Genomic DNA, 25,509 nt, shown 5'->3' on the forward strand with positions numbered 1-25,509 from the left:
CAGCTGATGATTGTTGTCAATCAAACACAGATTAGCAAGATATTTAAGCCAAAATACAAACAGAATAAGGAATATAGATGACCAATTTTTTTTCAGTCGCCGGAAAAGTAGCAATAGTGACCGGTGGTTCCAGCGGAATAGGCGCCATGATTGCCCGAGGTTTTGTCGAAAGTGGGGTGAAAACCTATATCACAGCACGCAAACTTGAGCAGTTAGAAGAAACTGCTGCTGAACTATCCGCGTTGGGCGAGTGTATTGCAATTCAATCGGATTTATCAACCATGGCCGGTGTAGATACCTTTACAGATGAGATGCTTAAAAGAGAGTCCAAAATCGACATCCTAATTAATAACGCTGGTGCTGCCTGGGGCGCCCCTGTTGAAGAATTTCCCGAGTCCGGTTGGGATAAAGTCATGGACCTAAATGTGAAATCTATTTTCTTTCTAAGCAAAGGTTTATTACCTGCGCTGCGCTTAGCGGGCACAGCAGATGAACCATCACGCATAGTCAATATTGCTTCGGTTAACGGCATCACTCATCCTCATATGGACAATTATTCTTATTCTGCCAGCAAAGCCGCCGTTATTCAGATGACACGGCACATGGCAGCCGATCTTCGTCCAAGCCATGTCAATATTAATGCCATAGCCCCTGGTCTTTTCCCGAGTAAAATGACCAAACACGTATTAGCTCATGAACAAGAAATCGCTAATAAACTGCCTGCTCGCAAAATAGGTGAACTTGCTGATGTGGCCGGCACCGCCATTTACCTTTGCTCACGTGCCAGCAACTATGTTTGTGGTCATACCGTTGTGTTAGATGGCGGACAAGTGGCGAATGCTGGTTAGTGAAAACTAAAAAGTGCCAACCTAAACCTATGGGTTGGCATTAACTGTCGGTAACCTGATCGGCGGTTAAGTAAATTTATGAGTGGCTAAGCTTAATACTCAATTTTTGGTAAGTGGTATTTTTGTTTGATTAATTTACGCTGCATGGCCAGATTATCAAATGCTTGTTGATAGCTTTGGATCACGCTATCTGGGGTGTTTATATTAAAGGCAATATAATTGCCAATTTTTTCTATTTGCCACACCTGTTGATATTTTGATTGGTCAATCTTTAATAACTCAACTATATGTTGAAAGCCATGAACCGACGTCATCATCATCTCTACTCGGTCTGACTCTAGCATTCTAAAAGCCCTTTCCATACTAGAGGCTTTTGCCATATTAAAGTCTTGAAAACCGACCTGCTTCAAAATAATTTCAGACACTTCGCCTTTTAAGGTAACCACACTGTGGCCAATTATTTCGCCAAAATTTTCAAACTTTAATTGCGCACTTTTTTTAGCCACCAATACATGCATTGAATTAAATATTGGACCTACCCATTTAAACAAATGTTCACGGGCTGGGGTTTTAGACATGGTAAATAGTGCGCTGTTAGAGGTTTGCAAAACATTTCTATAACCACGTGACCAAGGAACTAATTGAATGTCTTGCTCATTTATCCCCTGTTCGGCCCACATGAGCTTTAATGATTCAACCGTAATTCCTACCAGCTCATCATTTTCCATATAGTTTGCAGGAGGATAAGACTCGGTATAAAAAGTGATTGGCGCAACAGGAGTTGTCGCATTGCCTGATATTTCTTTGGCTAGGCTAAGATTTGAGAACACAATTAAAGATAGGATGAAGTTAGAACAAAATCTTTTAGTCATTTTGGACCGACACTCCCTTTCAATATTCCAAATGTGTAACTAAAGATTAGCTACAGACGTGTGACAGTATTAACACTTTTACACAATAGTTCAAGACCATTATTTTATAATTTTTAATACTTAAGTATTAGTCAATTTAAACACTGAAAAAACCAAAAAACCAGTGTTTTGAACAGCAATGCAGTGGTCAATCTTGCATGACCACTGCAATCGATATCTCGCCATATGATGTACAGAAATAGAGGCTTTTTAAGCCTCATCTAAGCTAACAGGCTTACTTCTAACATTATTTTTGAGAGGTAATAGGGCTATTTTTAGACACCTTCATTTTCTGGTGTTTTATTTGTTGTTTCTAAAACACCACGGTTTATTTGGTCTCGCTCTATGGATTCAAATAAGGCTTTAAAATTACCTTCACCAAAGCCGTCATCTCCTTTACGTTGAATAAACTCAAAGAAAACCGGTCCTAATTGCGTTTCAGAAAAAATCTGTAGCAATAACCTTGGTCCGCCTTCGGTGGTGCCATCTAGCAAAATGCCTCGGGTTTGCAATTCATTAACAGTCTCACCATGATTAGGTAATCGGCCTTCTAACAACTCATAATAGGTTGCCGGAGGGGCTGTCATAAAGGGCATGCCCATTTTATTTAGGCGATCCCAACAGGCCACTAAATCATCACAACTAAAGGCAATATGTTGAATACCTTCACCGTTAAAGGCTCGCAAAAATTCTTCAATTTGGCCTTTACCGCCTTCGCCTTCTTCATTTAAAGGAATGCGGATTTTTCCATCTGGTGCGGTCAGTGCTTTAGACGTTAATCCAGTGTATTCACCCTTAATGTCGAAGAAACGAATTTCTTGAAAATTGAATAACTTCTCGTAAAAGTCAGCCCAGTACTTCATGCGACCGCCATAAACATTATGGGTTAAGTGATCTATTACGTTAAAACCAGCGCCTACTGGATTACGATCAACGCCGTCAATATACTCAAAATCGATATCATAAATAGACAATTCATCACCATAACGATCAATCAAGTAAATGATAGCATTGCCAATACCACGAATGGCGGGTAAACGCAGTTCCATAGGACCGGTTTCAACCACAACTGGCTCGGCTCCTTGCTCCAGCAAGTAGTTGTAAGCTTGCACCGCATTTTTCACTCTAAAGCCCATTCCACATGCAGCAGGGCCATGTTCCCGTGCAAAATACCAAGCCGCCGATTTAGGCTCATAATTAGCAATTAAATTGATCCCACCTTGACGCCACAATTGTGCATCTTTAGTACGATGATTGGCCACCAGAGTAAATCCCATAGCAGTAAATACGCTCTCCAGTTGTCCTTTTTCAGGAGAAGAAAATTCAATGAATTCAAATCCGTCTAAACCTACGGGATTCTCAAATAAATCTGCCATTTTTTACTCTCTTTAGTCGTGCCAAACCCCAAAACAAAACGGCTCATTAGAAAACCTTAAATCACATCATTTGTTGGTTTTAGCAAATTAATATTACTAGCGATCAGTGCGCCAAAATTGGAAGCTAGCAGCTTAGGGCATTTCAGTAAAAAAGGCCCGAAAAGAGGGCAAGGTTTAGTAAGGTAGAAAACATCTAAAACTGATAAATGTGTAAATTTTTTTTTACAAAGGTTTCATAAAAAAAACCATTACTGGAAGTCGTGGTCTCTTGGTAAATTGCAAGGTTAACGATCAGTATTGTTTGATCACAACAGCTAGCACAGTTGATAATAGGAGCTATACCAATTCATCCTAACAATTAGTCACTCAGAGAACACCAGCGACTTTCAATCAAGGCGTAGTCCTGCAGGAATGGCACTCTACACTCATGATGAACAACGAAGATAGGGGCAAAACAGCGCTACTTGCAGGCGTTTCTTATCCCGAGTTCGGGTTAATTAATATTAAACAACGACTTAAAGAATTAAAAAACGAATCTACAACTGCACCAAGATAGACTGCTGATCGGCCTTAGGCATGTTATCTACAACTAAGTTAAAGGAATTATCTATCATACGTTCAATCTCACCTTGTGGGACAGAACCGTCTAATTTAATGGTATTCCAATGCACTTTACTCATGTGGTAACCGGGAATGACCGAAGGGAAAATATCTCTGAGCATAATCGCTTCTTGAGGATCACATTTGAGATTCATCCAGCAAGTATCGTCGCTTTCATTTTCGCCTTTGCCCATTTTACCAATCGCTAGGGTCGCGAACATCTTATGTTTGACCTTAAACACAGACACATCTTTTCCAAAAGGAAAGGTTTCTACGGTAAAAGGTTTTTGTAATAGATATTCTCTGGCTTGTTGCTGATCCATCCGATTCTCCTAATAAAAAAGGGTAGTCGCCTACCCTAATATATAAACCATTTCCTCAATTAAAGAGAATTAATCTTGCTCTAACAAATGCATCACATTTTTTAGATCGGTCTTGCCCGCTATGATTTCATCAGGGGTAAGACCCGATATTTCGTGAGGAAAAACCAACCATTCGTCACTTTCGTGCACATAGTAGTCGGGCACTATATGAGTTTTATTATTTTGCGGTTTGTAATACGGACAAGCAATACGTACGTCTTTAGGCATGTTGGCACGGGATAGTTTTTTAATTTGAGCCATTAGTGCTTCAACACTGCGACCCGAATCGAATACGTCGTCCACAATCAATAGGCTGTCATCAGCATTGGCGTTTTCAATTAAATAATGTAAACCGTGTACTTTAATGGTTTTAGATTGTTGATCAATGCCGTAATAAGAAGAAGTACGCACCGCTATATGATCAGTTTCTACTTTCTTAAAATCAAAATATTCTTGCACCGCTATTCCAATGGGTGCGCCGCCGCGCCATATACCAATTATGAAATGTGGGCGAAAGCCACTTTCATACACTTGCGCTGCCACGCGAAATGAATCTTCAAGTAGCTGTTGTGCGGTGATAAACGTTTTTTCCATTAGATAAACCTTAAAAAATTAGAGCGCCGCCTAAGCTGCAGCTAGATAAAACTTTGAGCCCGCTAGTATATACCTAAGCGCAGCTTATTCATATTTTAACGCGTTTGCTGGATTAACTCTTACTGCTCGATAGGCAGGATAAAGACTGGCCACAAAACACAAAATTAGCGATGTCACAATAAGAATGACCACTTGCGGCCATTGCAAATCAGTGGGCAGCCCTTGTCCGTCTGGACTAAGAAAAATGGGTAGGTTAAATAATTTAATCACATTATTAATTTGGGAAACCAACAATATGCCCGCCGCAGCGCCAATTACCGTGCCTTTAACACCATTATATACACCGTTAAAGAGGAATATATTCATTATGTTGCTACGTGTCATACCTTGTGTCAGTAGAATCGCAATATCACTTTGTTTTTCGGTGACCACCATAACGAGGGCCGATACAATATTAAATGCGGCAACCGAAATAATTAGCAGTAGCATTAACGACATCATGTTTTTTTCCATCTTAACGGCATCAAATAATACCCCTTGCTTTTCGCGCCAATTAGTTGAAGAAAAACCTTGTTTGGCAAGCGCTTGCACCACTGATTTATATTCGAATGCATCTGCTAGAAACAAACGGGTTTGCGCTAGTTTTTCGGTGCGGCTGCGTAATAACTTGGCTGTATCGTCAATATGCATAAAGACGGCTTTGTCATCTAAAGCAGAGCCCATATCGAAGATCCCCACCACACGAAAAATCCTTTGACTATAAATGCGACCAAAAGGACCAAAGTAACTATTTTGCGACGAAATCAAACGGGCCTTTTCACCCATGCGCAAGTTGAGTTTTATCGACAAGGCTCGACCTATGATGATCCCGTACTCACCTTTAACAAGATCGCTCAGCTTACCCATTAACATATTTTGGGCTATCACCGAAGATAGCTGCATTTTATCAGGTTCAATACCCTGAAATATCACCCCCTTTAGACCTTGTGAAGACTGCACTATACCTTCTGACTCGATTTGCTGAGTACTCGCCATGACGCCTTCAATATCAGCAAACTTTGGGGCATCCATTGCTTTATGGGTATTATGCTGCACTAATATGTGAGGTGTGATCCCTAAATTACGTAATTTGAGCTCGCCTTCAAAACCATTCATCACTGATAAAACCGTTATCAAAGCCATTAAGCCTAACGCTATGCCCGCCACAGAGAAAAAGTTTATAAATGCGATAAAATGGCTGCCCTTCGAAGCTTTGGCGTAACGTAAACCAATATAGGCAGATAGTGGATAGAACATGAAAAATGGAACTCTTATGACAACAAAACAGTTAAAAAAATAACAGCTTAACTATTGGTATCCTGATGAATGATGTTGAATAATACGTGCTTGCGATTAATCTCACAAGCACAGCAAAAATAGGGAGCAAATATGAAAACTCTAACGCTTGAACAAAAACATCAACAATTTGATGAGTTTTTTATGATCAAGCACGCTATCCCAGTCAATTTGCGTTTATTAGCAGATGATTTTGAATTACCTGAACTTGAGGATTTACATCAACATATGCCTTATGAATTTCAGATAGCCAGTGAAGTATCTGCCATTGAAACTAAGGCATTAAGGCCCCTTAGACGCTTAGGCGAACATGCAATTGAGCTCGCTGAATTTCTGAATCATCAATCTAGAAAAATTGATTTAATGATGTCACTCATTTTGCAGCAACATTCAAACCAAGAGCAAAATTACCAATCCATACAATTTGGAGGAGGAGGCATAATTATTGATAGTGACACACAGTTATCTACGGGTGACACTATAGAGCTGAAATTATTCATTAGAGAGGAAGCCACAGCCATTTTTTGTTTTGCCGAAGTTATTGCTTGTAAGCCTGTAGATGATACGTACCATATATCTTTGATTTTCACTTGTATTCGCGAAGAAGACCAAGATTTATTAGTCAAGGCCAGCTTGCATTTGCAAGCAGCGAGTATACGCAAGCGAAAAACCCAAGAAAAACTTTAAAAGAACGAGATCGAACATAATTAATGACTCAGAGTATTTTTTCACCGCCATTACCCAGTAATACCCTTAAATCAAAAAATGATATTCGCCAATGGGGTAACCTGCAAGGCAGCAGTACCGCGCTTGCATTAGCTAAAGGAGCTACACAAGCTAAAGGCCCGATTTTACTGGTAACAGCAGATACACCCAGCGCCATAAAACTAGAAAAAGAACTCGACTACTTTTTACAGGGGCAAGAGGTTGATGTGCAGCTTTTCCCCGATTGGGAAACCCTGCCCTATGATAGTTTTTCACCTCACCAAGATATTGTATCCCAGCGCCTAGAAACCCTTTACCAACTCACTCAAAACGAACCTAGAGTGTTTATTGTGCCTATCAATACCTTGATGATGCGTATGGCTCCGGTGGATTATATTGGTAAATATTTACTGATATTAAAAATTAGTCAAAAGTTAGATATTAATAGTTTTCGGCAAGGTCTAGAGCGAGCTGGTTACTTACATGTAAACCAAGTAATGAGCCACAGTGAGTTTTCAATCCGTGGCAGTATCATCGATTTATTCCCTATGGGCAGTCAGCATCCATATCGTATCGATTTATTTGATGATGAAGTGGATAGCATTAGGCATTTTGATGCTGAAACCCAACGTTCGGGAGATAAAGTCACTGAAATTAAACTGTTACCGGCCAGAGAGTTCCCTACTGATAAAGACGCCACATTGCTCTTTAGGCAGCAATATCTTGGCAAGTTCGACGCCAATAACAGCAAAGAGTCCATTTATTATCAGGTAGGTAAAGGGTTAATGCCGGGTGGAATTGAGTATTATTTACCCCTGTTTTTTGAAAAAACGGCCACTCTTTTTGATTACCTCAATCAAGACACCACAGTGTTGATGTATGGTGATCTTCAAAAAGCCCATGATAGCTATTGGCAAGATGTAAACCACAGATACGAACAACTTAGGTACAACCTTGCTCGCCCTTTAATGCATCCAGCCGACATTTTTATGCGCGCGGAAGAATTATTTAGCGCCCTAAAAGAATGGCCTAGGGTGCAAGTTCAAAGCAAAGCATTAGACACGAAAAGTGGCAGTTATAACTTTGCCACTGCCTCTGTAGGTGACATTGCCCTTAAACCACAAAACAAGGTTCCTTGGACCTCTCTTAAACAGCAAGTAGCAGGTTGGCAAAATCAAAAGGTTAGGGTGTTGTTTAGCGCCGAGTCGGCGGGGCGTCGTGAAGGATTATTAGAAATTCTCAGCAAAGCTGACATTAAACCTAAAGTATTTGAGCATTTTGATAGTTTTACCCAAAGTGATGAACCAATTGGTATTACAGTGGGTGCTGCCGAATTTAGTTTTTTACTTGAAGAGCCTAAAACCAAAGTTGCCTTTATCACCGAAACCGAATTACTCGGTCATAAAATCAGTCACAGGCGCAAAAGAGACACCCGCCAAGGCACTGACGAAAACGCAATTATTCGCAATCTTGCGGAATTACAGTTAGGTCAGCCAGTGGTACATTTTGAGCATGGCGTCGGACGTTATCTGGGTTTACAAACTTTAGATGCAGGTGGCATCACCACCGAATACTTAACCATTGAATATGCTAAGCAATCAAAGCTCTATGTACCTGTTGCCTCTTTACACTTAATTAGCCGTTACAGTGGCGGTGATATTGATCATGCCCCCTTGCATCATCTAGGCACAGAAACTTGGGCCAAAGCCAAGAAAAAAGCCGCTGATAAAGTACGCGATGTAGCTGCACAGCTACTAGACGTGTATGCCAGACGCGCCGCTAAACCAGGCTATGCCTTTAAAATTGCCTGGGACGACTACCAATCCTTTAGTGATAGTTTTCCTTTTGAAGAAACCTTAGATCAACAAAAAGCCATTAATGCCGTGATCCAAGATATGGGCTCTGCCAATGCCATGGACAGACTAGTCTGTGGTGATGTGGGTTTTGGAAAAACCGAAGTGGCGATGCGCGCCGCGTTTATTGCGGCGAATCAAGGAAAACAAGTGGCTATTTTAGTGCCCACTACCCTTCTCGCTCACCAACATTATGAAAACTTTGCCGAACGTTTTGTCAATTGCCCCTTTAGAATTGAAGTGTTGTCTCGTTTTGTTAGCGCTAAAGACGCCAAACAAACGGTGGCCGCCATAGGTGAAGGTAAAGTGGACATCATTGTGGGTACCCATACTTTATTGCAAGAGCGACTCAAATTTAATGATTTAGGTCTGGTTATCATCGATGAAGAACACCGCTTTGGGGTACGCCAAAAAGAGAAATTTAAGGCGCTGCGCTCAGATGTGGATATTTTAACCCTAACCGCCACACCTATTCCAAGGACCTTGAATATGGCATTAAGTGGCATGCGCGATTTATCCATAATCGCCACGCCACCAGCAAAGCGTTTACCCATCAAAACCTTTGTGCAGCAGCGCAATAAAGAATTGATACGCGAAGCTATCATGCGGGAAATTCTTCGCGGTGGACAAGTGTATTTCCTGCATAACGAAGTTGATACCATAGAGCGCACCGCCGAAGAAATTAAAGAGATAGTCCCAGAAGCACGCATTGTGATTGGTCATGGCCAAATGCGCGAGAGGGATCTTGAAAAAGTGATGTCTGACTTTAATCATCAGCGTTTTAATGTGCTGCTTTGTACCACTATTATCGAAACCGGCATAGATGTACCCTCGGCCAATACCATAGTGATGGATCGCGCCGACCATCTTGGTTTAGCTCAACTACATCAATTGCGTGGCCGGGTGGGTCGTTCCCATCACCAAGCATATGCCTATTTACTTACGCCACACCGTAGACGACTAAGTAAAGATGCCGCTAAACGTCTAGATGCTATATCATCCTTAGAAGAATTAGGTGCAGGTTTTGCCCTTGCCACCCACGACTTAGAAATTCGCGGCGCCGGTGAATTACTGGGTGACGGTCAATCGGGGCAAATATCCAGTATTGGTTTTACCTTATATATGGACATGCTTGAGCAAGCAGTGGAAGCCCTTAAAGAAGGCAAAGAACCTTCATTAGAGACTGCTTTGTCGGAGCAAACTGACATAGACTTGCGAGTTCCAGCATTGTTTCCAGACGACTATGTACCTGATGTCAATTTGCGGTTGTCACTCTATAAAAAATTGGCAGGCTGTAAAGACGAAAGAGCCGTCAATGAGTTACAGATTGAATTAATAGACAGATTTGGATTATTACCCCAAAGTGCTAAAAACCTATTGGATACCACTATGTTAAAGCTAAAAGCCAAACAACTCGGCATCCTTAAAATGGAAGGCACCAATAAAGGTGGTTTTGTAGAGTTTTCACAGCAGACTCAAATCGATCCTAGTTTTATTATAAAATTGATCCAGTCACAGCCAAGAATTTACAAATTGGACGGCCCGCAGAAACTCAAGTTTAACGTGCCTACCGAATCCGCTAAAGATAGACTTGAGCTGTTTAACAATATGCTAACTGAGTTTAGTCAACAATTACGGGCTGCTTAATGACACAAAAAATTGCCGTTCACCGATTAAAAACAATACTTTTACCAATAAAGTTTGCCCTAACAACTTTATTATTTAGCAGCGTTTTTACGCAAAAATCCTATGGACAAGAGCAAGAATGGTGGTTTGATGTTGAAGTCATTTTATTTGAACGTAAGCTAGATTCAGTCGCTATTGCCGAAACCTTCAAACAGTCACAACTGGTACAAGCCAACAGCGAATTTGTTGATTTACTTACCCCCTACCTCAATCCCGACTTAAGCTTTTTACGAGCAGGTCTGCCCTATTGCCGTGCTTCAAATAGACTCGCAGTTCAAACGCAGTATCAACAAGATTTTGCTTTTGGGTTGCCATTAGATAATCCAAACAAAACCTCTTCATCACAACCAACTGACTTAAAAAGAGAGCTTGGTGAACCACAGCAAAACTTAGATATGGGCACAGAACACTTAGCTGAAGAAAGATTTCAGTATCAAGTGGCAACAACGGATATATTTGCGCAATCCAAGGGTAAACACTCAGTAGACAGCACCACTAATCTCGAGGATATAACGTCATCTAAAAAAGAACTGGCTGCAGAAACTAACCTACAAAGTCGGCCCATTCAGGTCGAGTTTATCGAATGGCAGATCCCAAGCGAACTTCTGTGTTCCTACGCCGAGCAGATTGATCCATCTTTTGCGGCGATTAACATTTTACCAAGTGAAGAATTAAGTAGTCTGCCTACTCACTCAATAAAACGTGTTCCAGATATTATTGACGGTGTGCTGTGGCATAAAAAACACAACGCATTTTTGTTACCTACTTCAAACCTGCGTATGAGTGATCTCTACTCTAAAATTCGAAAGCAGCGAGATATCAGCCCATTATTACATCTTAGCTGGCGACAAGAAGTAAAGTTTGGTCGTGATAAAGCGCAAACATTTAGATTATTTGCAGGTGAGAATTTTGCGAATAATTTTGATGCTAATGGTTTACCCTTAGTTGAAAATACTGACCCTTTATTTGATAGATTAAGTCCGTCATTAGATGAAAATTACCTGCCTCAAGAAGTGCTCGCCCAATTAACTCCAGAGCAACAACAGGTATTTTTTTCTGGCGCTAAGGACAATGAATTAAAAACAAATCCTGATGATTTATTTACAAAAATTGAAACAGCGTTAGCTGACGTCACGCCACTCAACATTGCTCAAGTTGTTGATCAAATGGAACCTCAAAGTAAACAGCCAGAAAATAATATCAATCCAGCGATCCTGAATGAACTATGGCAATTAGATGGTGGTATTACCGTGTATTTACGTCATGTAGGGCGAGTTCCCTATTTACACATAGATAGTAATTTGGATTTCAGAAAGCCTGTATTTGATCCCCAGAAAGCTCAAAAAATAGAAAGTTCATCAACTGGTTTAGTTGCACAAGGAGAAATAGTAGTTAATCAAGAGCGACCACCCAACTACTTACAAAGTGTTAATTTTAATCAACTAAGACGAGTTATCAGTAAACAAGTGCATTATTTCGACCATCCACTATTTGGCATGATTGTAAGCATTAATCGCTATCGTTGGCCAGTGGCAGAAATGGATCTTAACGGAGCAGAATCGCAACAAAATTAGCTTTAAAAACTAGATTGGCATTTTGCGCAAACAACCAAAAGAATAATAATGAAAATCACCAGAAACCACTTTATATTTATTGCTCCTTTATGCGCCGTGTTCTTTTATCTTGCACTACAGGCTGCAGGGCTTGATTATAAACCTTCCATTGCAGCAGCAATTACATTACTCACAGTAATTTGGTGGATTACTGAAGCTATTCCCATTCCCGCAGCTTCACTTGTTCCTTTTGCACTTTTACCTATGTTTGGGGTGTTAGATCATAAAGTTGCCGCATCCTCATTGGGCAGTCACGTCATTCTATTGCTGATGGGCGCCTTTATGCTTTCAAAATCTTTAGAAAAAAGTGGGGCTCACGAAAGGTTAGCTGTGTATATGGTGCGGTTAGTCGGTGTATCTAGTGGCCGTAGGCTAGTGCTAGGTTTTATGTTAGCCGCAGGATTTTTAAGTATGTGGATTTCCAATACGGCTACCACCTTAATAATGCTGCCTATGGCATTAGCGGTTCTATCCCATGTAGACAACAAAAATCTAAAAGTAGCGCTGATACTCGGCATAGCCTACGCAGCCTCGGTTGGTGGTCTAGGGACACTCATTGGTACTACCCCGAATATAATATTTGCCGGCATTTACGAAGAACATACCGGCAAGGAATTCGGCTTTGTAGAATGGATGAAAATTGGCGTGCCCGCAGTTTTAATAGCCATACCTGTGATGGCTTTGTGGTTAACACGAAAAGTAAAACTGGAACACAAGATAGTCCTGCCTGAACTTGGTCAATGGCGCATTGAAGAAAAACGCACCTTATGGGTATTTGGTTTAACTGCTATGGCGTGGATCACCCGAAAAGAGCCCTTTGGAGGTTGGAGCGACGCCTTAGATATCACCATTGCCGGTGATAGCACTATAGCGTTGTTTGCAGTTGTAGTGATGTTTGTTGTACCCAATGGCAAAGGCAGTAGGCTACTCGACTGGGATACCGCAAAATCTATCCCTTGGGGCATGTTGTTGCTTTTTGCAGGCGGCATCGCCATTGCCAAAGGGTTTACCGCTTCAGGCCTTAGCACTATGTTAGGCGATTGGCTGTCATCATTGTCAAACCTACCGCCCATATTAATGATTTTAACCATTTGTTTAGTAGTGACCTATCTCACCGAAATCACCAGTAACACCGCAACGGCAACACTACTGATGCCCATATTGGCCATAGCTGCCATATCATCTGGTTACGACCCAATAATATTTATGATACCCGCAGCCATGGCCGCAAGCTGCGCCTTTATGCTCCCTGTGGCCACCGCTCCCAATGCCATAGCTTATGGAACTGGCGAAATTGAAATAAAAGATATGGTCAAAGAAGGTGCCATTTTAAGCGTATTAGTTTCAAACATAGTGGCGATGATTTGTTACTGGTTTTTGGTTTAGGTGAAAGAGTAGCCACTCTACTTTCGTGTTAGTCGCGTTATCTAATACTCTAAGCCGTATTATTTTTTAGGTATAAAAAAACACCAGCTCAACGGGCTGGTGTTTTTATTTATTTTGAAGAATTTTATTTAACTAAGCTTTAATTTTTCGACAGCCCAAACCGAGCAATCCCAAACCAAAAATAAATAAAGTTGATGGCTCTGGTACACCGGTCGGATCGGTGTCGCTAAAACTACCGGCTTGAATAAATACCGTAGAGTCCCATTCCGCATCTGATGTATCTGCAATGCGCATACTAATTGTGTGCTGCCCGGCGCTAAGTCCGGTTGCGGTGGCAGTAAACATATCGGTAAAACCATCGTACTCAATATTAAAGAATGGTCCACCGTCTTGAAGATCATTATTATTGAAGAAACCGGCGTTACTACCGCCATTAACCGTATTAATCGCCACCGCAGTATCGGTTCCCGGTATTAGCGCAATATTCACTCCATCTAAGAAAAAAGCAAATACATCATTAAATGTTGAATCGACCCATTCATTATATTCATCAGAGGCGAAAATATAGTTAAAAAACAAATCACCGCCATCACTAATAAAATCAAAGGTTAACACTGCCGCATCTTCAGTAGTTGCACCAACAATAGCATCTAAATCGGCGTCCCCTGCGGTTCCAAATTCTGTTGTGACATTATCTTGTTGATTGGGTCCAACAGCATCAACGACGCTGCCTGAACTAAGCATAATTCCACTATCGAAACCTAGACCGGCACTTATTCCACCGGTAAAGGTACCAAACGCAGCAGAGGCACCAGTATTAACAATATTTGAAGTTGAAATTCCGGTCCCCAAAATATTAGTCACCAGATCACTTCCCGAATCGTTTTGGGTAACGATTAAATCAGCATGAGCAAAATTACAAACACTCATAGTAGCGATAGCGACAGCCGCTAACGCAGTCTTTTTTGATACATTTTTCATATTGACGTCCTTAAGAATGAAATATTATTTTTATCTACTCTATCGAACAAAAATTAAGCATTAAACGCACCAAAAATGTAAACTTCAATAATTTCAAATAATTAAGAGACAATGATTATCTAACGAATACAGACAATGTAAAAAATACCGACAGTTTGGAGGTTATTGTGATTGTCTAAAAATACAGCCAATTACACATACATTATATAGGTAGGCGGAAGTTGTACTTAGCCTGCAGTAAACTATTTTCAAAACAACACAATAATTAACCTGATAAACTCTAGATAACCACTATTTAGCATTCAAATTAAACTGCTGCAATACGCTACTGGCTTGTTGGTGCTCAGTTGTTTTGAGCAAGCTCGCAAAGTCCATACCTTGCTGCTTTCTAAGCCTTTTAAGTCTGGCTACGCTATTTTTACTCAGACCTAAATCAGTCGGTAAGCCATCAATCACTTGGGTGGCACCTAGTGGATCGTTACACACTAAAACCATATCGCAGCCTGCAGCTATCGCGAGTTCGGCCCTCTCTACAATACCGCCCATTTGCACTGCGCCTTGCATAGAAAGATCATCAGAAAACACCACGCCATCAAAATTCAGTTGTTGGCGTAATATTTGTTTAACCCATATTTGGGAAAAACCTGCAGGTAACGCATCCACATCGGGATAGATCACATGGGCCGGCATCACCGCATCTAACAGCCCTTGTTGATGGATGGCTTTAAAAATGGCCATATCCAGTGAAAAAATATCGTTTTTACTGCGTTTATCTACTGGCATGGCAACATGAGAATCTTCAAGCACATTACCATGTCCGGGAAAATGTTTACCTGTAGCGCGCATACCCGCTCGGTGCATGCCTTTGATAAACTCACTGGCGAGTTGCACTATTTGCTTAGGTTGTTGATGAAAACTTCGGTCACCAATGACTTCAGATACACCATGAATATCCAGTACAGGAGCGAAGCTAATATCTATGTCGAAGGCTAACAACTCAGCGGCCATTAACCAGCCAAATTGCTCACACAAGTAGCCAGCATTTTCAGAACTATCATTGGTTTGCTGGGCGATGCTGCCCATTGCGGGTATTTGATTAAATCCCTGTCGAAAACGCTGAACCCTGCCCCCTTCGTGGTCTGTAGCAATTAGAATTTGATTACGCGATGTATCCCTAATGTGCTGAACAAGATCAGTTAGCTGTTTTTGGTCGTGATAGTTGCGGCTGAATAGGATGAGCCCGCCTACTAGCGGGTGGTCAAGCATCTCTATCTCTTCGTGTGTCAATTCATAGCCAGACACATCTAACATTAATGGCCCCATTCAGTCGTGCTCTTCTTATGGTCGTTTAAGTCTTGAACCATCATATTATATTAAGGAACACATAATCCAAACGAAAAATATGACTTTCAAACTAGGTCGTGGTTATACTCTGGCAATTCAATTTTTAAGACATTGTTTAATGAAGTTTAAAACCGTTGGTTTAATAGGCAAACAAGCGCACCTAGGTGCAAACCTCAGTCTCAGGGAATTAATCGTTTACCTAACCAAACGAGGTTGCCGTGTTTTAGTAGAAAGGAATACAGCCCAAGCCCTTAAGACTAATGGTTTTGAAACATCTAGCTTGCTCGAAATTGGTGAGCATGCCGATTTAGCCATAGTGGTAGGTGGTGATGGCAATATGCTTGGCGCTGCCCGAGTTCTCGCTGAATACAATGTTGCTGTTGTGGGGGTTAACCGAGGAAACTTAGGCTTTTTAACTGATATCAATCCTGAAGAGTTTGCTTCGCAACTTGATAGAATTTTTGACGGCGACTACCAGGTAGAACAACGATTTTTGTTAGAAGTTGAAGTCTATCGAAATGGCGAAATTCAAAGTAAAGACTCGGCAGTAAACGAAGTGGTGTTACACCACGGTAAAGTGGCTCATATGATGGAGTTTGAAGTCTACTTAGATGACAACTTTGTATTTAGTCAACGTTCAGACGGCTTAATTGTAGCCACACCCACTGGCTCAACGGCCTATTCATTGTCAGGTGGCGGCCCTATTCTTACCCCAAATTTAGACGCGCTAACCTTAGTTCCTATGTTCCCTCATACCTTGAGTAGCCGACCTATAGTGGTAGATGCCAATAGCACCGTAAAACTAAAAGTTTCACCCGAGAATACCGATAACCTGCAAGTTAGTTGTGACAGTCACATAGTGCTCACTGTTTTACCTGGTGATGAAATTATCATTTGCAAAAACCCAGCTAAGTTGTCTTTGATTCATCCCAATGACTACAACTATTTCAATGTGCTACGTACAAAATTAGGTTGGGGTAGTAAACTCTACTAAACCCTGTGAAGTATTTTTCAAAAGATCACTAGACACACACCCAAAGCATGGTTATATTTACAGTTACTGTATATTTAACCATGTATAACATGTTTTAGTCGAGAATTTGCAATGCTTACTCATCTATCTATCCGTAATTTTGCTGTTGTTAAGTCATTAGACGTCGATTTTGCCCAAGGAATGACCGCTGTTACGGGCGAAACAGGAGCAGGAAAATCCATATCAGTGGATGCTTTAGGTTTATGTTTAGGTGATCGTGCAGATAATGGCATGGTACGCACCGGTGCCGACAAAGCAGAAGTCTGCGCTGGTTTTAACGTAAACCAGTTGCCTGATGCCCTAGTTTGGCTTGAAGAGCATGAATTAGCGGATGAAGATGAAGTTTTAATTAGACGTGTGATTTCCTCTGAAGGCCGTTCAAAAGCTTTCGTTAACGGCACGGCTGTGCCTTTACAGCAGTTAAAAGATCTCGGGCAATTTCTATTGAGTATTCATGGCCAACATGCCCACCAACATCTTTTAAAAAGCGACAATCAACGGCAAATACTCGACCAATATGCCGAACATGACTCCTTATTAGATAACGTAACTTCTTGCTATCAAACACTCAAAAAGCAGCGGCAGCAGTATGTAGATTTGATAAACGGACAGCAACAACGTGAAGACCGTAGTCAGTTGTTATCCTATCAAATTCAAGAGCTTGACGAGTTTGCGTTAGCTGATGGGGAATTTATCGCCTTAGAAAGTGAGCATAAAAAACTCAGTCACAGCCAAACTTTATTGGAGCAAAGCCAAGTCAGTTTCCATCAACTGTATGAAGCAGAAGACTTTAATGCCCTATCTGCGGTACAAAGCAGTGTTGACCGATTAACTGAATTACAAGAGCACGACCCTAGCCTTACGCCTATAGTATTGATGTTAACCGAAGCCAGCATACAAATAGACGAGGCAGCTACCGAGTTACGTGCCTATAGCGAGCAACTCGAAATTGATCCTATGCGGATGCAAAATGTCGAAGCCCGTTATTCACAAGCCTTAGATTTATCCAGAAAACATAGTGTGCAACCTGAGAGCTTATATGAATGTCATCAACAACTTAGCACTGAGTTTCAGGCACTAGTTAAAGACGATTCGCGATTAGCAGAACTCAAAGCTCAAATCCTTGAATTAGAGCAGCAATATCAGCAAGCGGCTCAAAAACTCAGCCTATCGAGGCAAAAAGCGGCCAAGTCTTTTGCAAAACAAGTCGAACAACATATTCACAAAATGAATATGGCAGATGCCGTGTTTAAAATAAATGTTGAATACCAAAGTCAAGGTACGCCTAATAAGCTTGGATTAGACACAGTGCAGTTTGTGGTTGCGACTAATCAAGGCCAGGCCATTGATAAGCTAGAAAAAGTGGTATCTGGTGGCGAATTATCGCGTATTGGGCTGGCGATTCAGGTTATTAGTTCAAGTAATAACAATATTGCTACTATGATTTTTGACGAAGTTGACAGCGGGATCAGTGGTTCAACGGCTTCTGTGGTAGGGCAATTACTGCGAGAATTAGGCAACAGTGCCCAAGTAATATGTGTTACACATTTACCCCAAGTAGCAGCTAGAGCCCACAACCAAATGTTTGTGACTAAATTCAGCGATAAAAAAGTCACAGAAACCCATATGATTTGTTTACAAGAAAATGAACGAATTGAAGAGTTAGCACGTCTACTAGCGGGTGATACTCTTACCGAGTCGGCCATTGCAAATGCCAGAGAATTGCTGCAAATGAGTCATTCTTAACAATTAGGCATTGATTGCAATAACAGGGCTGGGTTAGGATGCTTCGCCAAAGTCAGTATGTTCCTGATATTTACCCTTAATTGCATGTACCAACGCTGAGATATTGAGTCACAATGAAGTTTAAAAATTTACTATTAGTATTAACCGCCACTATGATGTTGTCAGCTTGTGCTGATTGGATTTTCCGAATTGATATACCGCAAGGTAATTTTTTAGATGAGAAGGACGTAAAAAAACTAAGAATTGATATGTCCAAAGAACAGGTTACATTTGTATTGGGCAAACCTGTTTTAGAAGATGCGTTTGACCACGACACTTGGTACTACCTATATCAAATGAAGCGAGGAATGAAGCAACGCGGGGAAGATTTTCGCAAAGAACTGACGATTAAATTTGTCGACGATAAGGTGGCGGAAGTCACAGGTGATTTTGAATTATCTGAAGACTTTAATATCCCACTAGATCAATAACCTTTATCCCCTATTCATAATCACCTTGAAAGCCTAGCAAACTTCTGCGGTGAACTCGCTTTCAAATCATCTAAAAATGTCAAAACAATGGCCTAGATCCCTGCTAACAACATGCAGGGATGACAGTGATGATGGCCGTCATTCTCAAGCGCTACCCACACTCCGTCATTCCCGAGTGCTACCCACACTCCGTCATTCCCGAATGCTTTTATCGGGAATCCATTTGTTTTATGCAACAAGCCTTATACCATTCTTTTGTCTGCGGCGCGTAGCTCTCTGTGGTGAATATGCTTTTAAAATGCTCAACCAAATTAAACTAATACCATTAATCCATCCTAACAACCTCGCCCAAAGGAAGAACACCAGCGACTAATTGTTAGGATGAATTGGTATAAATTAAGGTTTTAACCTTAGGTGAACCGTGACTTCTTCGCGATTATGATAAAGATGTTTAGCCTGTAATAAATATTTACCTGCCTGATTGGCTTGCATTACCTCTTCAATAATTGCTAGCGCCCCTTGGACAGACTCATAACGCTTTTTCATGGGGAGTTTAAGATTAAACATGGCCTCTTTGCAGCGCCCTTCAGCCACCCATGTTGCCATAAGTTTTGCTACCCTTTGTGGTTGTTCAATCATGTCGCACACTAACCAATAGATGTTTTTCTTTTTTGGTTGGAATTTAAAACCATCTTCTGGGCAATAGATCACTTGCCCAGTTTCCATAAGCGCTTCATCCATTGCGCCGTTATCTACTGCTTGTACAAACATCCCTCTTTGTACCAATTGATAGGTCCATCCACCCGGGCAAGCGCCTAGATCAACAGCTTGTAAGCCCCCTTGTAAGCGTTCAGACTGCTCTTCTTTAGGAATAAATGTTTTAAAGGCTTCATCAAGCTTTAAGGTTGAACGACTAGGTGCGTCATGAGGAAATTTTAAACGTAAAATACCTAATGCCAATGGTGAGTTATTATCGCTAAAAGAGTAACCCACGTATACTTCATCTGTTTTGCTAAAAAACACATGTAATACAGGCTTTTTAGGGTGATCTTTAACTGTTAAACGATTTTTTTTACGCAAGGCCTGCCTAAGCGGAACGCTTATCTTTCTACATAATTTAGATAACTCCCGGCCTTGTGTCGTGTCGGCATATTCGACTCGCAATTCACCACACAAAGGAAAATTTTCACAGACAGCTAAGATGGGCGTTATTCGATCGGTAACATCAATGCGCTCTAATACATCAAGACAGGCAAAATGTTGGCGCGCGAACATTAACTGATGAAATGGCAGTTTTTTAGCCAATACCTCGGCATGCTCTTGTTGATAACAACTAAACAGCACAAAGCCGCTATTCGCTTTAGTTTTTGAATAACCATAAACTTGCAGTTTGCTGGCATTTTCCTGAACTTCGTTTGCCAAATCGTTTTCAAAACCACTGCGACAATACAATAGTAAACCAGCCATAGCCTAATTCTCTCCTTTGAAAGCTGCGACAAGTATCAATAGCCAACCCACAATAAAACATACTCCGCCTAAAGGAGTGACTGGGCCAAACCACTTTATTTGGGTAAGCGCCAACATATATAAACTGCCACTAAATAAAACAATACCCGCGAGCATAAAACCTGCGCTATATAACAGTAGTGATTGAGGCATTTGACGATACAGAACAACGATTAAAACGAGGGCAAGGCTATGATACATCTGATATTGCACTGCTGTTTCAAAACTATGTAAAAGCGTTTCGGATAATCTATTTTTTAAACCATGAGCCGCAAATGCGCCCAGCACGACTGACAGCATGGCACTGAATGCCGCGCTACTTAATATAATTTTGGTCACTGTGTGTTTCTCGGTGAATAAAGTGAACAGCTTGGAGCTGTATCTAGTGAATAATCGGCAATAATAGCAATTGTTACTTTACGCATATGGCCGTTTCTTTCTTGATAGCTGAATGTATAAAATCAACCGTGCTGTCAATAGCTGTAGTAAGGTTATCATCAAGCGAATAGCCAGAGGCTTTGCGAGGCTTAAAACTATGATCACCATCTGCCAGATATCTTAACTGCACTTGCTGAGATAAGGAGTAAGTATCGATCTCAGCTCGAGTACCAAAAGTATCTCGTTCACCTTGCAGTATCAATACAGGCTTATTAATGGTTAATAAATCCCCAGTACGTAACTTTTCTGGTTTAGCCGGTGGGTGAAACGGATACCCCATACATATACAACCTTTGGCAATCGAGTCTTGTAGCAACATACTGGCCATTCTACCACCCATTGATTTACCACCTATAAAGATTGGCAGTTTTTTATCTAGCTCATCCAGTACCCCGGTAAAGTGGGTGAGTAACTTATCGGCCCTATCGGGAGGTCGCCTTTTACCCAGTTGTTGTGCTAGCTGCATATAAGGAAAATTGAAACGTATGACAGTAATATTATGTTTTGCAATGCCTTGCGCCATAACGTTCATAAACTCGCTTTCTTGCCCGGCGCCTGCGCCATGGGCAAACACAAAGTTGGCAATAGGCTGTGGTGCAATATTAATTAACGTTTGGGTCATCTTGTTCTTCTTTTACTTGTGCCAGTAGCCACTCCCTAAACGCGACAATTTTTCCTAAGTCAGTTTGAGATTGATGACAAACTAAATAGTATGCATTTCTGGTCACCAATTTTTCATCAAATGGACAGACTAGGCGACCGGCTTCAATTTCTGGTCTAGCTAAAAAACTATAACCCAAGGCAATGCCTTGACCCAAAGCCGCAACCTGCTGAACTAACAAAGAATGACTAAAAATAGGACCTTGATTAACATTCACACCTAGAACATTAAAGTGCCGGATCCATTCTTTCCAGGCATCCCTATTGGAATCATGTAATAACGTATGTTTTCTAAGGTCATCTAACTGCTCTAAAGGCTTATCACCTTGCAATAATAAAGGAGAGCACATAGGAGTAAGGTATTCGGTATGGAGCTTGTCTGCTGCTAAACCTGACCATTTACCTTTTCCAAAATAAATTGCCACATCCACATCATCGGTTAAAAACCCCTCATCTTCATCTACCGCCTTTATTCGTAGATCAATATCTGGATTTAAATGACTGAATTTGCTTATCCTAGGTACTAACCATTGGCTAGCAAAACTAGTTTGCAAGGCGACTGTAATAGCACCTTTACTGCCTTTTTCTATTAACCGCTCTGTTGCACTATGCAAAGACTTGAAGATTTCTTTGAGTTCCAAGTAATAACTCTGCCCTTCTTCAGTTAAAAACAATGCGCGATTCTTGCGCACAAAAAGTTTCATGGATAAAAACTCTTCCAACGCTTTAATTTGATGACTGACAGCGGCCTGCGTCACAAACAGCTCATCTGCAGCTCGGGTAAAGCTAAGATGCCTGGCCGCCGCTTCAAAGGCTTTTAGAGAATTTAAAGGAGGTAATCTACGATTCATGTGTAAGCAGCCCTTTTGGCTATATTCAGCCCCATAAAAACATTAGTTTTTCTAATGAACAATAATACAAAATGTCATTTTATTAGACTTCATTAAAGGTTTACAATTCTTTCAGTGGAAATATTTATTGTTTTAAATCAATAGATAAAAACCACACTGCAGAATTATTAAACAAAAAAACACTTAATATTTAACATTACTAAATCAAAGGTTAACAAAATGAAAACAACTTATACAATCATCGCTATTTTAGCTTCCGTATTTTTTATGCAAACGGCCACAGCAAAGTTAGCAAATACTGGTTCGTCGGTTCAACTAAAGAGTCCAATAGCAGTGAACGTTGAAGCTGAAATCGTCAGCAATATCAATAACATGCTATCTAATATGCAAAGCCCAAGCGTTGCAAAAGATGCGACTAAACAACTCGAATTGGAAACAGTACAGTTCAACGCCAACGAATTGGTACAAAATGTCAGTAAAAATCTACCGGAATTCAAATTTAAAGTCATTCTAGCAGACTAAAATTTTAGATAATGATTCTGCTGGTTATACCCTATTAGTAAGTTATCGCTGTGCTAAGGCCGCTCTATACGCATTAAGTGCCTTGCACAGCAAAACTTACACACAGTTCTACCTTAGTAAATTACTTAGCACTGGTATCTAATGGTGCAAATTCTTTGACCAAATCATCCAATGCTTGCATCTGTTGTAAATAAGGCTCCAATTTATCTAAAGCAAGGGCGCATGGCCCATCACACTTTGCCTGATTTGGATTTGGATGAGCTTCAATAAACAACCCCGCTAAACCTAATGCCATACCACTTCTGGCAAGTTGCGCCGCTTGAGCACGTCGCCCATCAGCTGAGTCTGAGCGACCACCGGGTTTTTGCAAGGCATGGGTGGCATCAAAAATAACAGGTGCATAAGCTTTCATCTCATCCATAGCCAACATATCTACCACTAGGTTGTTGTAGCCATAGCATGAGCCTCGCTCACACAAAATAATTTTGTTGTTACCCGCTTCGCCAAATTTGGTAATGATATGGCGCATTTCATGGGCCGCTAAAAATTGCGGTTTTTTGACATTAATAATGGCCTTGGTTTTGGCCATAGCCACCACTAAGTCTGTTTGACGTGCTAAGAATGCTGGTAGTTGAATAACATCCACTACTTCGGCTACCGGTGCCGCTTGGTGAGTTTCGTGCACATCTGTTATCAAAGGTACATCAAAGCTTTGTTTAATTTCTGCAAATATCTTTAAGCCTTCTTCCATACCTGGGCCTCGATAAGAATGAACCGAAGAGCGATTTGCCTTATCAAATGACGCTTTAAACACATAAGGAATACCCAGTTTTTGAGTGACTTCTTTATAATGTTCGGCAATTCTCATGGCCATATCACGAGACTCAAGCACATTCATACCGCCAAATAATACGAATGGTTTGTCATTCGCCACTTCTATATTACCTATGTTTATATTCTGTAAGTTTTGCATAACGCTGTCTTAAAATTTCAATAGTTATAATCAAGCTTTAGCATAACAAGCTAATTCAGAAGAGGATATCTGAAAAGTCACAGGGTCAATTAATATTGTCCTGCCCTTAACCACTAAATAATTCAAACTAAAGGCGGCAATTATTTGAGTAAAAGTAGCGATTAGGGTAAATAACCCGTAAAATGTTTGGTTCGATTTTTGTAGCTTGATCTAGACCTAAAATCTATTAAGTTACTGCACAAAATGTTTGCCAAAGGTATGTACAGTCCGCTATGACAAAAAAGCTATTTATTAAAACCTGGGGTTGCCAAATGAACGAGTATGACTCGGAAAAAATGGCCGACTTACTGGATTCAACTCATGGTTATCAAGCCACAGACGCAGCTGAAGATGCGGATATCATATTACTGAATACCTGTTCTATTCGTGAAAAAGCCCAAGAAAAAGTATTTCATCAATTAGGTCGCTGGAAAAATCTTAAAAAAGACAAGCCAGAACTCATTATCGGAGTAGGTGGATGTGTTGCCTCTCAAGAAGGTAAAACCATACGCCAGCGCGCCCCTTTTGTAGATTTAGTTTTTGGGCCGCAAACCTTGCATCGCTTACCAGAAATGATCAATCAAATTAACGGCGGCAGCAAGTCAGTTATCGATGTGAGTTTCCCGGAAATTGAAAAGTTTGATCGACTTCCACAACCTAAGGCTGATGGCCCAAGCGCTTTTGTATCCATTATGGAAGGTTGTTCAAAATACTGTACATTTTGTGTTGTACCCTACACCAGAGGTGAAGAAGTCAGTCGTCCGGTTGATGATGTGCTACTCGAAATTGCCCAATTAGCAGAACAAGGGGTGCGTGAAGTCAACCTACTAGGGCAAAACGTCAATTCTTTTCGTGGCCCAAATTATGATGGCAGTATTTGTACCTTTGCTGAACTACTAGAACTGGTTGCCTCTATTAATGGTATCGACCGCATTCGTTATACGACTTCACATCCGGTAGAGTTTACCGATGACATTATTGATGCCTATGCCCATATCCCTGAGTTAGTTGATCATTTGCATTTACCTGTTCAGTCTGGCGCAGACCGTATTTTAAACTTGATGAAACGTGGCCACACCGCAATCGAATACAAATCTAAGATGAGAAAGCTTAGAAAGATTCGCCCAAACTTGAGTTTATCCTCTGATTTTATCATTGGTTTTCCCGGTGAGAGCGAGCAAGACTTTGAAGCCACTATGGACTTAATCCAAGCGATGGACTTTGATTTAAGTTTTAGCTTTATATATAGCGCTCGCCCTGGCACCCCAGCTGCCGATTTACCAGACGATGTCACCGAACAAACCAAAAAACAACGTCTTAGTTTGTTGCAACAACGCATCACCCAGCAAGCCTTACGTATCGCACGTAACATGGTCGACTCAGAGCAACGAATTTTAGTCGAAGGCCCCAGTAAGAAAAACCCTATGGAATTATCCGGACGCACTGAAAACAACCGCGTAGTAAATTTTGAAGGTTCACATAAAATGGTGGGACAATTTGTCGACGTAAAAATTACCGATGTTTTCGCCAATTCACTACGAGGCGACGTCATAAGAACCGAAGATCAAATGGACTTACGTAACGAGTTGGCCCCCCACACTATCTTGGCTAAAAATCCAAATAAAGTGGATGATTTAGGTGTGGGTCATGTGGCAGCCAGCCAATAAAATCACCAAG

At 41.0% G+C, this 25,509-nt stretch carries 23 protein-coding genes; 10 read left to right on the forward strand and 13 right to left on the reverse strand.

What is annotated here, in order from left to right; translation table 11 throughout:
• The first annotated feature begins 77 nt into the window (after positions 1-77).
• On the forward strand, positions 78-848 hold the full coding sequence (locus Q0688_RS00695) for an SDR family NAD(P)-dependent oxidoreductase (RefSeq protein ID WP_299071731.1): 771 nt from the start codon (positions 78-80) through the stop codon (positions 846-848).
• Positions 849-940: 92 nt separating this feature from the next.
• Here Q0688_RS00695 and Q0688_RS00700 read toward each other — a convergent pair whose 3' ends face one another.
• From Q0688_RS00700 to Q0688_RS00720, 5 genes are all read right to left on the reverse strand, one after another.
• Complete coding sequence (locus Q0688_RS00700) at positions 941-1,720, reverse strand: ABC transporter substrate-binding protein (protein WP_299071734.1); 780 nt, start codon at positions 1,718-1,720, stop codon at positions 941-943.
• Between the two features lie 314 nt (positions 1,721-2,034).
• On the reverse strand, positions 2,035-3,135 hold the full coding sequence (gene hppD, locus Q0688_RS00705) for a 4-hydroxyphenylpyruvate dioxygenase (RefSeq protein WP_299071737.1): 1,101 nt from the start codon (positions 3,133-3,135) through the stop codon (positions 2,035-2,037).
• Positions 3,136-3,671: 536 nt separating this feature from the next.
• Positions 3,672-4,058: an MmcQ/YjbR family DNA-binding protein gene (locus Q0688_RS00710; protein ID WP_299071740.1), complete on the reverse strand. Its 387-nt coding sequence runs from the start codon at positions 4,056-4,058 to the stop codon at positions 3,672-3,674.
• A 69-nt stretch (positions 4,059-4,127) separates the two neighbouring features.
• Entirely contained in the window at positions 4,128-4,691 is a 564-nt protein-coding gene (locus tag Q0688_RS00715; protein ID WP_299071743.1) for a phosphoribosyltransferase, read from the reverse strand.
• An 84-nt stretch (positions 4,692-4,775) separates the two neighbouring features.
• Positions 4,776-5,987: a lipoprotein-releasing ABC transporter permease subunit gene (locus Q0688_RS00720; protein WP_299071746.1), complete on the reverse strand. Its 1,212-nt coding sequence runs from the start codon at positions 5,985-5,987 to the stop codon at positions 4,776-4,778.
• 132 nt (positions 5,988-6,119) lie between these two features.
• Here Q0688_RS00720 and Q0688_RS00725 point away from each other — a divergent pair, with 132 nt between their 5' ends.
• Genes Q0688_RS00725 through Q0688_RS00740 form a run of 4 tightly spaced genes read left to right on the forward strand, consistent with a single transcriptional unit; the run spans position 6,120 to position 13,269 of the window.
• Positions 6,120-6,713, forward strand: a complete 594-nt coding sequence (locus Q0688_RS00725) for a PilZ domain-containing protein (protein ID WP_299071749.1) — start codon at positions 6,120-6,122, stop codon at positions 6,711-6,713.
• A 23-nt stretch (positions 6,714-6,736) separates the two neighbouring features.
• On the forward strand, positions 6,737-10,231 hold the full coding sequence (gene mfd / locus Q0688_RS00730; protein WP_299071752.1) for a transcription-repair coupling factor: 3,495 nt from the start codon (positions 6,737-6,739) through the stop codon (positions 10,229-10,231).
• On the forward strand, positions 10,231-11,844 hold the full coding sequence (locus Q0688_RS00735; protein ID WP_299071755.1) for a CsiV family protein: 1,614 nt from the start codon (positions 10,231-10,233) through the stop codon (positions 11,842-11,844). Before mfd ends, Q0688_RS00735 begins: the two co-directional genes overlap by 1 nt.
• Positions 11,845-11,892: 48 nt before the next feature.
• Complete coding sequence (locus Q0688_RS00740) at positions 11,893-13,269, forward strand: SLC13 family permease (protein WP_299071757.1); 1,377 nt, start codon at positions 11,893-11,895, stop codon at positions 13,267-13,269.
• 132 nt (positions 13,270-13,401) lie between these two features.
• On the opposite strand, the gene Q0688_RS00745 is transcribed toward Q0688_RS00740, so the two are convergent.
• Together Q0688_RS00745 and nagZ are read right to left on the reverse strand one after the other, a co-directional pair.
• The gene (locus Q0688_RS00745) at positions 13,402-14,250 is read right to left on the reverse strand and encodes a choice-of-anchor L domain-containing protein (RefSeq protein ID WP_299071760.1); all 849 of its coding nucleotides are present in this window, start codon (positions 14,248-14,250) and stop codon (positions 13,402-13,404) included.
• 291 nt (positions 14,251-14,541) lie between these two features.
• The gene (gene nagZ, locus Q0688_RS00750; RefSeq protein WP_299071762.1) at positions 14,542-15,561 is read right to left on the reverse strand and encodes a beta-N-acetylhexosaminidase; all 1,020 of its coding nucleotides are present in this window, start codon (positions 15,559-15,561) and stop codon (positions 14,542-14,544) included.
• 151 nt (positions 15,562-15,712) lie between these two features.
• On the opposite strand from nagZ, the gene nadK reads away from it, so the two are divergent.
• From nadK to Q0688_RS00765, 3 genes are all read left to right on the forward strand, one after another.
• Positions 15,713-16,588 carry an NAD(+) kinase gene (gene nadK, locus Q0688_RS00755; protein ID WP_299071763.1) on the forward strand — a complete coding sequence of 292 codons (876 nt, stop codon included), beginning with the start codon at positions 15,713-15,715 and terminating at the stop codon, positions 16,586-16,588.
• Positions 16,589-16,699: 111 nt separating this feature from the next.
• The gene (gene recN / locus Q0688_RS00760) at positions 16,700-18,373 is read left to right on the forward strand and encodes a DNA repair protein RecN (protein ID WP_299071766.1); all 1,674 of its coding nucleotides are present in this window, start codon (positions 16,700-16,702) and stop codon (positions 18,371-18,373) included.
• A gap of 113 nt (positions 18,374-18,486) precedes the next feature.
• On the forward strand, positions 18,487-18,843 hold the full coding sequence (locus tag Q0688_RS00765) for an outer membrane protein assembly factor BamE (RefSeq protein WP_299071769.1): 357 nt from the start codon (positions 18,487-18,489) through the stop codon (positions 18,841-18,843).
• A gap of 92 nt (positions 18,844-18,935) precedes the next feature.
• Here the strand turns inward: Q0688_RS00765 and Q0688_RS00770 are convergent, their stop codons facing one another.
• From Q0688_RS00770 to Q0688_RS00790, 5 genes are all read right to left on the reverse strand, one after another.
• Positions 18,936-19,082: a hypothetical protein gene (locus Q0688_RS00770; protein WP_299071772.1), complete on the reverse strand. Its 147-nt coding sequence runs from the start codon at positions 19,080-19,082 to the stop codon at positions 18,936-18,938.
• A 157-nt stretch (positions 19,083-19,239) separates the two neighbouring features.
• Positions 19,240-20,310, reverse strand: a complete 1,071-nt coding sequence (gene rlmM, locus Q0688_RS00775) for a 23S rRNA (cytidine(2498)-2'-O)-methyltransferase RlmM (RefSeq protein ID WP_299071775.1) — start codon at positions 20,308-20,310, stop codon at positions 19,240-19,242.
• 3 nt (positions 20,311-20,313) lie between these two features.
• Positions 20,314-20,649: a DUF423 domain-containing protein gene (locus tag Q0688_RS00780; protein ID WP_299071865.1), complete on the reverse strand. Its 336-nt coding sequence runs from the start codon at positions 20,647-20,649 to the stop codon at positions 20,314-20,316.
• 112 nt (positions 20,650-20,761) lie between these two features.
• Entirely contained in the window at positions 20,762-21,409 is a 648-nt protein-coding gene (locus Q0688_RS00785) for an alpha/beta family hydrolase (protein ID WP_299071778.1), read from the reverse strand.
• Positions 21,390-22,298, reverse strand: a complete 909-nt coding sequence (locus Q0688_RS00790) for a transcriptional regulator GcvA (protein ID WP_299071781.1) — start codon at positions 22,296-22,298, stop codon at positions 21,390-21,392. The genes Q0688_RS00785 and Q0688_RS00790 overlap by 20 nt, the downstream gene beginning before the upstream one ends.
• A gap of 219 nt (positions 22,299-22,517) precedes the next feature.
• On the opposite strand from Q0688_RS00790, the gene Q0688_RS00795 reads away from it, so the two are divergent.
• Entirely contained in the window at positions 22,518-22,820 is a 303-nt protein-coding gene (locus Q0688_RS00795) for a hypothetical protein (protein WP_299071783.1), read from the forward strand.
• Between the two features lie 121 nt (positions 22,821-22,941).
• On the opposite strand, the gene kdsA is transcribed toward Q0688_RS00795, so the two are convergent.
• Positions 22,942-23,793, reverse strand: coding sequence for a 3-deoxy-8-phosphooctulonate synthase (gene kdsA, locus Q0688_RS00800; protein WP_299071786.1), 852 nt, complete (start codon positions 23,791-23,793; stop codon positions 22,942-22,944).
• 272 nt (positions 23,794-24,065) lie between these two features.
• Between kdsA and miaB the strand changes: the two genes are divergently transcribed.
• A complete protein-coding gene (gene miaB / locus Q0688_RS00805; protein WP_299071789.1) occupies positions 24,066-25,499 on the forward strand; it encodes a tRNA (N6-isopentenyl adenosine(37)-C2)-methylthiotransferase MiaB in 1,434 nt (477 codons plus the stop codon).
• Positions 25,500-25,509 lie beyond the last annotated feature (10 nt).

The organism is uncultured Paraglaciecola sp., assembly GCF_937123705.1.
Lineage (GTDB): Bacteria > Pseudomonadota > Gammaproteobacteria > Enterobacterales > Alteromonadaceae > Paraglaciecola.